The following is a 12,459-nucleotide window of genomic DNA, read 5'->3' as shown; positions in this document are numbered from 1 at the left end:
TGTGCCAGGGCGCAGGCCACGTAGGTCTTGCCGACGCCGGTGGGGCCGGTGATCGCGATGTTGTGATGCGCGTCGATCCAGGTGCAGGTCGCAAGCTCTCGCAGCTGCTTGCGAGTCAGGGCCTTGCGCGGCTCGGTGTCTTCCATGCAAGCATTCGGGATGCGCAGCTTCGCCTCGCGCAGAGCCCGCGCGAGACGCTTGTTCTGTCGCTCGATCCACTCGGCATCGACGAGCATCCCGAGACGCTCGTCGAAGCCGAGTTCGTGGATCTTCGCGTCCTGTTCTTGTGCCTCCCAGGCACGCAGCATTGCGGGTAGCTTCAAGCTCCCGAGTTTCTCCTTGGTCGGTTCGATGAGCATCGCAGGGCTCTCCTTCTCAGTGGTAGTAGTTCGCACCGCGCACGTTGCGGTGACCGGGTCGCTTGGCGGGGTTCGGTTCTTCGATCTCAAGCTCGACCTGATCGAGACCGTGTTTCAGGATTGAGTGCACGTGTCGGTACGAGCGCGCGTGTACCGCCACGGCCCGCTTGCAGGCGGACTCGAGTCGATCGTGGCCGTACTGCTTGGCGAGCCGCAAGATCCCCAGGCACGAGCGGTAGCCCTGCTCGGGGTGGCGACGCTCTTCGAGGATCGCGGCGACCAGGGTCCTGGTCTGCGGTCCGATCGTCGAGCCCCAGTGGATCAGCCGCGATGGTGTCCACTCCAGGTGCTTGCGGTGCGCCTTGGGCATGTGCGCTGCAGTCGTGCTGAAGCCGGGATCGTCCTTTCGCACGTGCGTGCCGACACGCTGACCCCGGTGGAACACCTCTACGGTGAGTACCGTCGCGCGGATCTCGACTCGTTCTCGGACCAGCGCATACGGCACCGAGTAGAAGTGCGTGCCCAGCTGCACGTGGTAGTCGATGTTCACCCGCGCAGACTTCCACTCGGTGTACAGGAACCGATCTCGACAGAGCGGTCGCAGCGCCGGACGGTCGAGCAGCTCGAAGCGCTCGCGGCGGCTCTGGCCATAAGCTCGCATGAGACGATCGTTGAGCTCGACGAGCAGCTCGCGGATCCGCACGTTCATCTGGCCGACCGAGTACAGCGTCTCGTTGCGCAGCCGCGCCACGATCCAGCGCTCGACGACCAGGACGGCCGCCTCGGCCTTCGCCTTGTCCCGAGGCTTGCGAGGCCGCGCCGGGATCACCGTCGTCCCGTAGTGCTGAGCCCAGTCCTCGTAGGTGCGCTGCAGTCCCGGCTCGTAGCGACACGCGCGAGTCACCCCGCTCTTGAGCTGATCGGGGACCGTGACCTCCGCGACGCCGCCGAAGAACTCCACCGCGCGCGTGTGGCTTGCGATGAAGTCGTGCGACCGCTGCGTCTGGGTCACTTCCGCAAACGTGTAGCTCGACGCACCGAGCACGGCGACAAACAACTCGACCGGCGTCCGCTCCCCGGTCATCCGGTCCACGATCGAGGGCCGCTTGCCCGCGTAGTCCACGAACATCTTCTCTCCAGCTCGGTGCAGCTGGCGCATCGTCACTCGATGCTTCTTGCACCAGCGCCGGTAGTGCTCGCAGAACTGCGTGTAGCCGTAGCCGTCAGGGTGCTGCTCGCGGTACTCCACGTGCAAAAGCGCAAGCGTCACCCCCTTGCGCTGCCGCTCCGTGTGCAGCCACGCGCAGTCCGGCAACACGCGCCCCCGCACCGTCGTCGGCGTGCTGTAAAGCCGCGCCTCCAGCTCGGACTCCGTAAGCGATGCGACCGCAGGCCAGTCAAGCTCTGCCGCTGCGGCACGCTGCAGCGCTCCGCTGATCGCCCCCATGCTCACGCCCAGGCTCCGCGCCACCTCGCGATGCGAGCGGCCCTGCGCCCACTTCTGTCTCAGGATCTCTTTGGTCTTGCGCATCGACAGTCTCGACCCGGCCATCTGCCCCCCTTTCAGGGGGCCTGCTGGTCTTCCGGACTGTCCGTCGCCGCTCCCCCCTGGCGTGGGGGTATATCACCGCGTTCACGATGACCGAAATGAGCGTTCACGATCCCGTTTTCGGTGTTCACGATGACCGAAATGGGTGTTCACGATCCCGATCTACGTGTTCACGTTGCTCCGAAACGCGCAATTCCACGACCAGGCGGAGATTCCTATACAATCCCGCAACTGAAACATGCCTATGTCCGAGTTGAGAGAGTTGCTGGCCCCCCATTACGCAGTCGTCAAGGCGATCCACGTGATTGCCGCGGCGCTCTGGTCGTTCAGTACCATGGTGGCATACGCTTTCTATCTGAAACCCGCCATCCGGCGCTTCTATCGCAATCCGGATGACGAGCGCGCCCGCGAAACGCGCAATCGACTCATGGAATCTTTTGATCGCGGTGCGGCCTTCGAGCACTGGGCGCTGTTGATCCTGGTCATCACGGCCGTGCTGATGCTCTGGCTAGGAGGCTTCGATCTGACTCGCTGGAGTTTCATCGCCGCCAAGCTGTGGATCGGCATCCTGATCATCTTTCCGATGGAAGCGGTAGACATCTATCTGTCGCATATGGGCGGCAGCAAGGAACGAATTCGCAAGACGGGAGACATGGAGCGCTACGAGCGGATGATGGGGCACCACTGGACCTTCTTTCGCATCACCGAGCCGCTTGTCATGGGTTTGATTCCCCTGATGTTCGTCCTGGCTGTCGCCAAGCCGTTCTAGTGTCCGGGCGATCTGTTCGCGGATATCTAGGAAGGAGCGCGAAGTGAAAGAGATCACCGAGTCGTCGAGACGGGTTCCCGTAATGGCGGAAACCGATGTCCTGGTCGTCGGAAGTGGTCCGGGCGGACTGTCTGCGGCGTTGGCTTCTGCTCGAGCAGGCGTCGATACCATGCTGGTGGAGCGCCACGGTTGCTTCGGAGGCAATATCACTCAGGCCATGGTCGGAACCATCGCCTGGTATCGACACGACGCGACCGTGGATGCCGGAGGCATCGGTGTAGAGTTCGAGCACCGGGCGCTGGAGATGGGCGCGAGCCTCGACGATCCCGACGGTCAAGGACAACTGCTGGACGCAGACATGTTCAAGTACGTGGCCGACACTCTGGTACTGAAGGCCGGCATCGTTCCCGTGCTTCACTGCTTTAGCGTCGATACGATTCTGGATGGTGACGCCGTGAAGGGCGTGATCACCGAGAGCAAGTCCGGCCGGCAGGCCATTCTGGCCCAATGCGTGATCGACGCCACGGGAGACGCCGATCTGGCTCACAGAGCCGGTGCACCGTACTCCGTGTTGCCGAAGGAAAAGCGCATGCCGGTGACGACGACTTTCGGTTGCAGCGGTGTGGACGTGTCGGAGTTTCTCGCATACGTACACAGTAATCCTTCGCGCCTGGCCGACTGGGCGAACAGGACGTCGGGCAAGGAAGACGATCTGTTCTCGACCTGGATCGTGGAGCCTTTCAATCGCGCGAAACAAGCCGGGGAGATTCCCGAGGAGGCGACGATCGGCGGCTACTGGGGCGGCCTCACCGAGGCGGGAGAAGCCACGAACATCAACGTGGCCCACACGCTGGGTGTGGACTCGATCGACGTTCGGGAACTGACCCGGGCGGAAATCGACGGTCGTCAGAAGGCCATCTGGGCGCTGGAGGCGCTGAAGAACTACACACCCGGTTTCCAGAAGGCTCGACTCAGATCCTTCAACTCATCGCTGGGAACCCGGGAGTCGAGGAGGATCGACGGGGAATACGTTCTCAGTGAGCAGGACGTGAAGAACCAGGCGGTTTTCGACGACAGCATCGGGATATTTCCGGAATTCCTGGACGCCTATGGCGAGGTCATCATGCCGACCACGGGACGCTACTTCCAGGTTCCCTACCGCATCGTCGTTCCGCGGCGGATCGAGAATCTTCTGGTCGCAGGAAGATCGGTCTCTGCTGAGAAAGCGGCTTCCTCGGCGACCCGCCAGATGATGTGCTGTACCGTCACGGGGCAGGGCGCGGGTGTCGCCGCCGCCACTGCCGTCCGCCAGGGTGTGCCGTGCAGGCAGGTGAACCTCTCGCAGGTCCAGAGAGTCCTCGAGAAGCAGGGCGTCAGAATCGCATAGCGAGTTTCTGATTGCAGATGTGTGGCTGCTGATCGCCTAATATCTCTTTGCGGATCGAGCGGTGAGGGCTTCCGCTCTATTCTCGGCCGCAGGTGGTTGCTACCATCGACCGATGATTTCCCAGAGCATACCGACCCGGGAAGACCTCGAGCGCGCGAAGGAGATCGTGCGCCAGCATCTCCCGCCCACGCCGCTCCAGCGGGTTCCGGGTCTCTCGGACCTGCTCGGTTGTCAGGTCTGGGTCAAGTACGAGAACCACCTTCCGATCGGCGCTTTCAAGCTTCGCGGGGGGGTCCATCTCGCGGCGACGCTCCCGGTCGATGATCGGCGCAACGGTCTCTACACGGCGTCGACCGGAAATCACGGACAGTCGATCGCCTACGCCGGGCGCCTGCTCGGTATTCCGGTGACGGTGGCGGTACCTCTGGGAGCCAATCCGACGAAGGTCGCCGCGATGCGCAGCCTGGGTGCGACGGTCGAGTTACGGGGGCGCGACTTCGACGAGGCCCGGGAATGGATTCAAGAGCGCGCGCAGAAGGAAGGCGCTCGTTTCGTGGGCCCGACGGATTTCGAGTTGATCTGTGGCGTCGCGTCCTACGCGCTGGAGATTTTCGAAGCCCTGCCGGACGCGGAATTTCTGCTGGTTCCGGTCGGGGCCGGTAGCGGAGCCAGTGGCTGTTGCATTGCTGCCCACGCCCTGGCCCGGGAGTGTCGAGTGATCGGTGTACAGGCGGAGTCCGCTCCGACCCAGTACCTGACGTGGAAGGCAGGGGAACCGGTCTCGGGTCCCATGGAAACCGTGGCGGAGGGAATTGCGACCCGTGTCCCCTTCGCGAACACGCAGCGCATCTTGCGCGACCCGGAGTTGGGTCTCGACGACTTTGCGCTGGTGAGCGATGCCGAGATGGAGGAGGCAATCCGGCTCCTGCTCCGTCACACGCGAAACGTCGCAGAGCACGCCGGTGCCGCGCCGCTGGCCGCCGCTCTGCGGCGGAGAGGCGAACTCGAAGGACGTACGGTCGTTCTCGTGCTCTCCGGCGGGAACCTCGACTACGACGAACTGCGACGCATCGTGGCCTGAGCGCCGCACCCGAAAGCGGGAATCTCGGCGACGGTTCAGTTCCCGTTTTCGGAGCGCTGCTCCATGACGCGTTCGACTGTCTCCACGATGGCCAGAGTTCGCGGATCCAGTTCGATGTTCACGCGCTCTCCCTCTTTTTTGCTGCCGAGGTTGGTCAGGCGTAGCGTTTCGGGGATGAGATGGATGTCGAAGCCACCGGTCGGATCGAGCTTGCTGACTGTCAGACTCGAGCCATCGACCGCGATGAAGCCCTTGGCGAAGATGTACTTCAGCCAGTCCCTGGAGACTCTGATATGCAGATCGCAGATGTCGCCATCGCGCTTGATTCTGGCCACTTCTCCGGTGCCGATCACATGGCCGGCTACGTCGTGTCCGCCTACCTCGTCGCCCACGCGGGCGCTGCGCTCCACCGCGACCGAGTCGCCTTCCTGGAGCTCGCTCAGGGTCGTGAGATCGAGGGTTTCCCGTATGGCGTCGAACCGCACACGGCGGCCGTTGCAGGACACCACTGTCTGACAGACACCGTCGATCGAGACGCTGGCGCCGGGGACGAGGCCTTCTGCGAGAGCTTCTCCGAGTTCGACCTCGTAGCTCAGAAGGTCGGGCTTTCGCTCGATCCGGACCACCGGGAAGGTGCCTTGCGTGATGCCGGTGAACATTTCGTAGGTCTCCAGGCGGGCGGTATGAGCGCCAAACTGGACTCATTCTAGCCCGAAAAGCCGGCGAGAGCCCTTGCGGAGCCGATTGGCCCGTTCATCCCCGAAGGCCATAGATGATCCCGCAACGATCGACCCTTTACAAAGGGTGCGAAACAGGTTGTCATAGGTGCGAAGGTCGCAGAGTGGGAACTAGCCAGTTTTTCAACATATTCCACCCCGATCTAAATGGACCGCGTGATGGCTGAACCCAAGCAAAAACCTGCTCCCGGTGTCACCGACGAGGCAGACACCCCCGCTTCCGACAGGCGTGGTGGTACTCGCGATCTCCTGCTCGAGATCCTCAAACGCCGTGGCGAATCCGACGTAAGCGGGCTGGCTCAGAAGCTCGGGATTTCCGGAGTGGCCGTAAGGCAGCACCTGGGCGGGCTGGAGCGGGATGGGGTCTTGACGCACCGGCAGGAGCGTCGGCCGGTCGGCCGCCCGGTTCGTCTGTACCGACTGACCGATGAAGCGGAGCAGCATTTCCCCCAGAGCAACGATCGCGTGGCTCTGGATCTCCTGGCCCTGGTAGAGAACCAGATCGGGGTCGGGGTCATTGATGACGCGATCGAGGCCCGAGCCGAAGATCTCATCCGCCGCTATCGCGAGCAGCTGCAAGGCGCGAAATCCTGGAAACAGAAGCTGGAGTTGCTGGCCGCGATCCGCGACTCAGAGGGTTTCCTCTGCAGTGTCGAATCGGTGTCTGCTGAGGAAGCGCAGGACGGTGCGCGTCTGGTGCATCACCACTGCCCCGTGGCCTCCGTCGCCACACAGCATCCGCAATTCTGCGCGTTCGAACTCAAGCTCCTCAAGACGGTGCTGAACGAGCCAGCGTTGAAGCGCACGGAACATCTCGGTGCTGGCGGGAATACCTGCAGCTATCAATTGCCGGCGAAGCCGGGCAACAAGAAGCGCGGCTGAAGATATCGCTCCGAAAGGCCTGGCCGGCCCGGTCCTGCTACACCCGTCGAGCAACGCCCTCGGAACTCGCGCTGATGAGCCTCTGGGCTCGCAGGGATCGGCGCAACCACACGGCAATGGCGGCGACGAACAGGAAGGGAACCAGCGCCATCAGGGCAGTGGTTCCGTAGTAGGCCCAGCGCGTCTCTTCTGTCGAGGAGAAACAGACAGAGCAGGCCGCCGCAGTATTCGCGAACAGCGCGACCGATAGCACGACGAGTTGAGTGCAGATTCCGGCCATCGTCAGATGTCCCCTGCGCTCTCTCATCAGAAGTACACGAGCCCGTACAGGACCGGCCAGACGGCCACTACGAACAACCAGTACATGCGAACCGGTTGTAAAGAACTCGAGCCCAGTGCGGATGCTTCAGTATCGACGCGCATGCGTCGCCGCACGTGAAAGACTGCCGTGAGCGCAGCAAGTACGTGCAGCGCGTGTGCCCCTACCAGAACATAGAAGGTTGCCCCGAACAGGCTCGAATGGGTGGTCAGACCGAAAGACACCAGGCGCACCCACTCGTAGCCCTGGACGCCCAGGAAAACCGCACCCAGTAGCGCGGTCGCGGCAAGACCGCGGCGGATTTCGGGGGCACCCGCGGCGAAGGAGGTTCGCCAGATCGTCCAACCACTGGCCAGAAGGATCGCGGTATTGATGCCGGTGGCCAGCACGGGCAGGCGAGGTTGATCCAGAGGGGGCCAGCCCACCGCTCCGGCGCGCAGAACCAGATACGCGCTGATCAAACCGGCGAAGAAGGTGGCTTCGGCGGCGATGAAGATGGCCATCGCCAGAGCACCGTTCGGAACCAGGAGTTGGGGATAGGTTCGAGGCGCAACTGTTTCGGAAGAACTCATCGACAGCCTCAGTCCAGTGGCGGGTAGATCATGTCGGGGATCACTCCCAGGAACATGCAGTAGAGAGCGAGGAAAGCCACGACCAGGATCAAGCTACAGTACAACGGCTGATACCTCAGATGCATGAAGTAGGCCAGCACCAGATAGGCTTTCACGAAAGCGGCGGAGAAGACCATGATCACCGGGACCAGCGGTACGTTCAGCGTGCCGACGAAGATGGAACCGGCCAGCAGCAAGATCAGCAACCCGAAGATCACGTGATAGTTGGGATGTTTGTCGGGAACGTAGGTGCCTTTGGTCACGACAGCTCTCCTTCAGGATGCCAGGTAGAGAAGCGGGAACAGGAAGATCCAGACCACGTCTACGAAGTGCCAGTAGATTCCCACGTACTCGACTCGTTGTGGGTTCTGGCCCTTGCGCACGGCCAACGCCACGACGGTCATGGCGACCATCCCGCCGATGACGTGCAGGGCGTGCAATCCGGTCAGGGTGTAGTAGAACGACCAGAAGACGCTCCGGGCTGGAACGAAGCCCGCGTGGATTTCGTGGCTGTACTCATAGGTCTTCACAGCCAGGAAGACGAATCCACCCGCGACCGTCAGTGCCAGAAGTCGAGCCGCTTTCTGGTAGCGCTCGTGATGTGCGGCGTCGTGGGCCAGCACCACGAAGTAACTACTGGTCAACAACACGAAGGTGTTGATGGCCCCGGCGTTGGTCAGCGTATGGGCGGCCTCCTCGGTCCACTCGGGATAGCGCCAGAGGAAGAGTAGATAGGTGAAGACCAGACCGCCGAAGATGACGATCTCTGAAGCGAGGAACCACCACATGGCCATGCGCCCGATGGGATTTCCCGTACTCTCGTAGACCGGCGGGGTCGCGCTGGTGTGTGCCGAATCAGCCACTTCGGACTCCCCGTCTGCTTCCGCAAGGGAAGCACTGCTCGGACAGCTCTATATGCGATCGAATTCTCACGATGCCAGGTTCTGCGGGAACCAATCCTCTTCGCGGTCCGGACGACTGTACTCGTAGGGTCCCCGGTAGACCTGAGGTTGCTCGGCGAAGTTTCCGTGCGGAGGGGGAGATGGGGCGACCCATTCCAGAGTGTTGGCCCGCCAGGGATTCGCTCCGGCCTCTTCACCCGAGAAGAAACCGCGTACGAAAGCCACCAGAAAGGGAATCTGGCCGGGTAGCAGAATCAGCACTCCGATGGTGGATAGCCACTGCAGTTCGATCGCCTGGACGGTGTTCAAGGAATCGAAAAGCAGCGGGTTTGCGATGCGCCGCTGATGCCCCATGAACCCCAGAGCGAACTGCGGTTGGAAGATCACGTTGATGCCGATCATGGTCAGCCAGAAATGCACCTTTCCCAGCGTCTCGTTCATCATCCTTCCGAACATCTTCGGGTACCAGAAGTAGATTCCGGCAAAGAAGGCCATGAAGACCGGCGGGATCAATGCGTAGTGGAAGTGCGCCACGACGAAGTAGGTGTCGTGGAGGAAGATGTCCGTAGCCGGAGTGCCGAGATGGATTCCGGTGACACCTCCCAGAAGGAAGAGAACGAGAGTCCCTACGGCGAAGAGCATCGGTGTCGTGAACTCGATGGAGCCGCGCCAGAGAGTGGCCAGATACGAGAAGATCATGACCGCGACCGGTACCGAGATCATGATGGTGGTGATGCTGAAGGGTGTCGCCAGGCGCGGATCGATACCGGCGATGAATTGATGGTGGGCCCAGACGATGAAGCTCATGACACCGGTCGCAATGGAAGCCCAGACGATCATCCGATAGCCGAATAGCGGTTTGCGGCTGAAGACCGGCAGGATTTCGCCGATGATCCCCATGCCCGGCAAGAAGATCACATAGACCTCCGGGTGGCCGAAGAACCAGAACAGGTGTTGGAAGAGGATCGGGTCGCCACCTGCCGCTGGATCGTAGAAGCCGGTTCCGACCACCCGATCCAAGAGCAGCATGATTCCGCCGGCCAGCAGAGGCCCGACCGAGAGCATGAAGACGATCGCCGCGACGAACTGCATCCAGATCACGATCGGAAGTTCGAAGAAGCCCATTCCGCGTGGGCGCATATTGATGATCGTCACGATGAAGTTGATGCCGCCCATCAAGAAGGCCGCGAACTCCAGGACCACCGCCAATAGCCAGAATGTTACGCCCAGGTGCCCCCCGGAGTATGCGGCGCTGGCGGAGAGTGGCGGATAGGACGTCCAGCCACCGGCGGCCGCCCCGCCCGGTACGAAGAACGAACTCACCAGGACCACCGTGCTCAACAGAAAGGTCCAGTAGGACAGCCGGTTCAGCTTGGGGAAAGCCATGTCGTCCGCGCCTAGCATCAGCGGAATCAGCAAGTTCGAAAAAGCGGCCAGCAATATCGGCATGGCCACCCAGAAAATCATGATGGTGCCGTGCATCGTGACCACGGCGTTGTATTCAACGAAATTCAGCGTGCCATAACCCGGTACCGAACCCGTGGGTTCGGCCAGTTGCATACGGATGACGTAGGCGAGAAATCCCCCCACTAGTCCCATCACCATTCCGGTCAGCAGGTACTGGACCGCGATGACCTTGTGGTCCACCGAAAACACGTACTTGCTGATGAAGCTCTCTGGGTGTGCGTGAGCGCCGTCCGACATCACTTACCTTTCGCCTGCTGGGAAGCCAGCCATTTGCGGTACGCATCCTTGCTTTCCACCGTGAGTCGCCCCTTCATGAGCGTGTGGCCGAAACCGCAGATCTCCGCACACGGGATGTCGTACTGCCCTTCCTGTGTCGGTCGGAACCAGCCCCGCATGACCCGGCCGGGGACCGCATCCTGCTTGAGTCGTAGCTCGGGAACCCAGAGCGAGTGGACCACGTCCTTGGCGCGAAGCTCGAAGAGGACGGTCTCATCTACCGGTACGTGGAGTTCATTTAGCGTGGAAACATCATCCGGTGTATCGAACTTGCCGTCCGCTCCGGGATAGGTGAATCGCCAGGCCCATTGTTCTCCGGTGATTCGTACCCACTTGCCTTCTTCTGGAAGCTCTTCCTTGATGTCGCGCCAGACCGGCGCCGCGACCGCGTCGATCACCAGGTCGAGGACGAAGACGATGGAGCAGGGGATGAGCACCACGAGCATGGCTCGAAGCGTCGTGCCCGGAAGATACGCGGCACGAACCCCCTGCTTGCGCCTGAAGCGCAGCGCTGCGTAGAGCAGTAGACCTTCGGCTGCGAGAAACCAGATTCCCACGATGACGCTGATGAAGACCAGAAGGCCGTCAATATCTTGGGCGTAGCTTGACGCGGCTGCCGGAAGCCAGCGATCGAACATGGACGCACCCCTTACCCCGCGATGGGACGCGTTGAATTCAATCTCGCGCCGGGCAGTTTGTCAACTTGAAGCTTGAAGAATACTGAAATTGAGTCGATTGCAAAACTTCGAAAACGGTAGCTGTGACTCCGCCAAGGCGCGATCAGGGTAGATTCCCGATGTAGACCACCACGTCCATCACGTCCTGATCGTCCGCCAGAAGGGCCGTCACGGAGGCCATCTGCAGCCCCCGGTCATCGGCCGGGTGCCTTCCGCGCATTCCGTTTTTGAGCTTTTCGAGTTGACGGACCAGGTACCAATCGGCCTGGCCGTTCAATCTGGGAGCGCCGAACAACTCATTGCCTCGAGCCTCGTCACCGTGGCAGGTCGCGCACTGGCGGTAGATCTCGCCGCCGTGTTCGGCATTCCCCTGGATCGAAGCTGTCTTCTCGCGTCCCGAAAGCGTCTGCACGAAAGCCACCACATCGCGCACCGCTTGATCGTTGGGCAGAGTCATGGCCATCCCCCGCATCTGGGCTCCGAACACATCTCCGCTGGCGTTTCCCCGTAGACCAGCGCGGAAGTTCTCGAGCTGGCGGGTCAGATACCAATCGGCCTGGCCCGCGATCTGAGGCGCGCCTTGTTTCTGATTTCCCTCGCCCGCCTCTCCGTGGCAGGTCTTGCAGAGCTGGTACAGGGCTCTTCCCGCCTCGGGGTTGCCTCTGGACGGTTCGGCTGGCTGCGCTGCAGTGTGATCGGCCTGCTCCTCGGCGTCCGCGAATACCGCGGGAGCCGTGCTCAGGATTCCGGCCAGGATGATTGCTCGTGCGATGACCATGGGTACTTCCTTCCGATCCCTTGTTCTTGCGATTCTCCGCTCTCAAAAGCCTTCGGAACCAACGATCGGGATGGCTTTTCGCTCTCGCGAATCGAGGCTGGGTCACTAATAGCTGAAAAAGTTGAGAAATGCAGAAACCGAGCCGAAACCCCGCCTGATTGCTCGAGGCTCTTCGTGATAGCGTGGCTCTGGACCAGTTTTCTCGCCCACTTCTGTCACTCCTCCGGTAACCACGGACTCTGGGACCCCCAATCTCGGATCCTCTTCTCCGGGGATCTGGGTGCCGCACTTCTACCCGACAGCGAGGCCGACATCTTCGTCAAGGACTTTGACGATCACATCCAGTACATGCACGACTTCCATATGTGCTGGATGCCCGCCCGAGTCCTGCGATCCAATGAAAGCCAAAGAAGATCCCGCCGAACGGGCTGCGTAGTTTCCAGAACCCGCGGCAGGGACCAGACGCGTTTCGCAGGCGAGAGTTCTCAGCCCGCGATCGTGCTCGCCAGCACCAGTTGTCCGCAGTAGTAGAGCGGCAGCCCCCAGATGCGGTTGTCGAATCCCGTGGCCACGAAGCGATCGCGCGCCACGGCCAGGTCGGAGACGTAGAACATCAGTGCGCCTAACAGAATCATGGGCCTGCCCACGTTCGCGACCGCTCCCAC

Annotated in this window: 15 protein-coding genes; 4 read left to right on the top strand and 11 right to left on the bottom strand. The window is 61.7% G+C overall.

Annotated features, from left to right (window positions below):
- On the bottom strand, positions 1–359 hold a 359-nt coding region (locus GY725_18400), incomplete at its 3' end, for an ATP-binding protein (GenBank protein MCP4006159.1).
- 16 nt (positions 360–375) lie between these two features.
- Positions 376–1,890: an IS21 family transposase gene (locus GY725_18395; GenBank protein ID MCP4006158.1), complete on the bottom strand. Its 1,515-nt coding sequence runs from the start codon at positions 1,888–1,890 to the stop codon at positions 376–378.
- 262 nt (positions 1,891–2,152) lie between these two features.
- Here GY725_18395 and GY725_18390 point away from each other — a divergent pair, with 262 nt between their 5' ends.
- The 3 genes from GY725_18390 to GY725_18380 all read left to right on the top strand — a co-directional run bounded on the left by GY725_18390 (position 2,153) and on the right by GY725_18380 (position 5,145).
- Positions 2,153–2,677: a hypothetical protein gene (locus GY725_18390; protein MCP4006157.1), complete on the top strand. Its 525-nt coding sequence runs from the start codon at positions 2,153–2,155 to the stop codon at positions 2,675–2,677.
- Positions 2,678–2,759: 82 nt separating this feature from the next.
- Positions 2,760–4,064 carry an FAD-dependent oxidoreductase gene (locus GY725_18385; protein ID MCP4006156.1) on the top strand — a complete coding sequence of 435 codons (1,305 nt, stop codon included), beginning with the start codon at positions 2,760–2,762 and terminating at the stop codon, positions 4,062–4,064.
- Positions 4,065–4,176: 112 nt separating this feature from the next.
- A complete protein-coding gene (locus GY725_18380) occupies positions 4,177–5,145 on the top strand; it encodes a threonine/serine dehydratase (protein MCP4006155.1) in 969 nt (322 codons plus the stop codon).
- A 35-nt stretch (positions 5,146–5,180) separates the two neighbouring features.
- Here GY725_18380 and GY725_18375 read toward each other — a convergent pair whose 3' ends face one another.
- Positions 5,181–5,804: a riboflavin synthase subunit alpha gene (locus GY725_18375; protein MCP4006154.1), complete on the bottom strand. Its 624-nt coding sequence runs from the start codon at positions 5,802–5,804 to the stop codon at positions 5,181–5,183.
- 237 nt (positions 5,805–6,041) lie between these two features.
- Here GY725_18375 and GY725_18370 point away from each other — a divergent pair, with 237 nt between their 5' ends.
- The gene (locus GY725_18370; GenBank protein ID MCP4006153.1) at positions 6,042–6,764 is read left to right on the top strand and encodes a hypothetical protein; all 723 of its coding nucleotides are present in this window, start codon (positions 6,042–6,044) and stop codon (positions 6,762–6,764) included.
- A gap of 37 nt (positions 6,765–6,801) precedes the next feature.
- Here the strand turns inward: GY725_18370 and GY725_18365 are convergent, their stop codons facing one another.
- The 8 genes from GY725_18365 to GY725_18330 all read right to left on the bottom strand — a co-directional run.
- Positions 6,802–7,071 carry a hypothetical protein gene (locus GY725_18365; GenBank protein MCP4006152.1) on the bottom strand — a complete coding sequence of 90 codons (270 nt, stop codon included), beginning with the start codon at positions 7,069–7,071 and terminating at the stop codon, positions 6,802–6,804.
- Complete coding sequence (locus GY725_18360) at positions 7,071–7,655, bottom strand: heme-copper oxidase subunit III (GenBank protein ID MCP4006151.1); 585 nt, start codon at positions 7,653–7,655, stop codon at positions 7,071–7,073. The genes GY725_18365 and GY725_18360 overlap by 1 nt, the downstream gene beginning before the upstream one ends.
- 8 nt (positions 7,656–7,663) lie before the next feature.
- A complete protein-coding gene (locus GY725_18355) occupies positions 7,664–7,957 on the bottom strand; it encodes a cytochrome C oxidase subunit IV family protein (protein ID MCP4006150.1) in 294 nt (97 codons plus the stop codon).
- A gap of 12 nt (positions 7,958–7,969) precedes the next feature.
- Positions 7,970–8,488 carry a cytochrome oxidase subunit III gene (locus GY725_18350; GenBank protein MCP4006149.1) on the bottom strand — a complete coding sequence of 173 codons (519 nt, stop codon included), beginning with the start codon at positions 8,486–8,488 and terminating at the stop codon, positions 7,970–7,972.
- A gap of 135 nt (positions 8,489–8,623) precedes the next feature.
- Entirely contained in the window at positions 8,624–10,300 is a 1,677-nt protein-coding gene (locus GY725_18345; GenBank protein MCP4006148.1) for a cytochrome c oxidase subunit I, read from the bottom strand.
- A complete protein-coding gene (gene coxB, locus GY725_18340; protein ID MCP4006147.1) occupies positions 10,300–10,977 on the bottom strand; it encodes a cytochrome c oxidase subunit II in 678 nt (225 codons plus the stop codon). Before coxB ends, GY725_18345 begins: the two co-directional genes overlap by 1 nt.
- A gap of 142 nt (positions 10,978–11,119) precedes the next feature.
- A complete protein-coding gene (locus tag GY725_18335) occupies positions 11,120–11,794 on the bottom strand; it encodes a c-type cytochrome (GenBank protein ID MCP4006146.1) in 675 nt (224 codons plus the stop codon).
- 485 nt (positions 11,795–12,279) lie between these two features.
- On the bottom strand, positions 12,280–12,459 hold a 180-nt coding region (locus GY725_18330; protein MCP4006145.1), incomplete at its 5' end, for a lysoplasmalogenase.

This window comes from bacterium (genome assembly GCA_024226335.1).
Lineage (GTDB): Bacteria > Myxococcota_A > UBA9160 > SZUA-336 > SZUA-336 > JAAELY01.
Note: the sequence above shows the minus strand (reverse complement) of the source record. Positions and strands in the feature narration are given on the sequence as shown.

Excerpts from the sequence above, each read along its gene's own strand:
- GY725_18395 (MCP4006158.1), bottom strand. The coding sequence starts at position 1,890 with ATGCGCAAGACCAAAGAGATCCTGAGACAGAAGTGGGCGCAGGGCCGC.
- GY725_18390 (MCP4006157.1), top strand. The coding sequence starts at position 2,153 with ATGTCCGAGTTGAGAGAGTTGCTGGCCCCCCATTACGCAGTCGTCAAG.
- GY725_18385 (MCP4006156.1), top strand. The coding sequence starts at position 2,760 with ATGGCGGAAACCGATGTCCTGGTCGTCGGAAGTGGTCCGGGCGGACTG.
- GY725_18380 (MCP4006155.1), top strand. The coding sequence starts at position 4,177 with ATGATTTCCCAGAGCATACCGACCCGGGAAGACCTCGAGCGCGCGAAG.
- GY725_18375 (MCP4006154.1), bottom strand. The coding sequence starts at position 5,804 with ATGTTCACCGGCATCACGCAAGGCACCTTCCCGGTGGTCCGGATCGAG.
- GY725_18370 (MCP4006153.1), top strand. The coding sequence starts at position 6,042 with ATGGCTGAACCCAAGCAAAAACCTGCTCCCGGTGTCACCGACGAGGCA.
- GY725_18365 (MCP4006152.1), bottom strand. The coding sequence starts at position 7,071 with ATGAGAGAGCGCAGGGGACATCTGACGATGGCCGGAATCTGCACTCAA.
- GY725_18360 (MCP4006151.1), bottom strand. The coding sequence starts at position 7,655 with ATGAGTTCTTCCGAAACAGTTGCGCCTCGAACCTATCCCCAACTCCTG.
- GY725_18350 (MCP4006149.1), bottom strand. The coding sequence starts at position 8,488 with ATGGCCATGTGGTGGTTCCTCGCTTCAGAGATCGTCATCTTCGGCGGT.
- GY725_18345 (MCP4006148.1), bottom strand. The coding sequence starts at position 10,300 with ATGTCGGACGGCGCTCACGCACACCCAGAGAGCTTCATCAGCAAGTAC.
- coxB (MCP4006147.1), bottom strand. The coding sequence starts at position 10,977 with ATGTTCGATCGCTGGCTTCCGGCAGCCGCGTCAAGCTACGCCCAAGAT.
- GY725_18335 (MCP4006146.1), bottom strand. The coding sequence starts at position 11,794 with ATGGTCATCGCACGAGCAATCATCCTGGCCGGAATCCTGAGCACGGCT.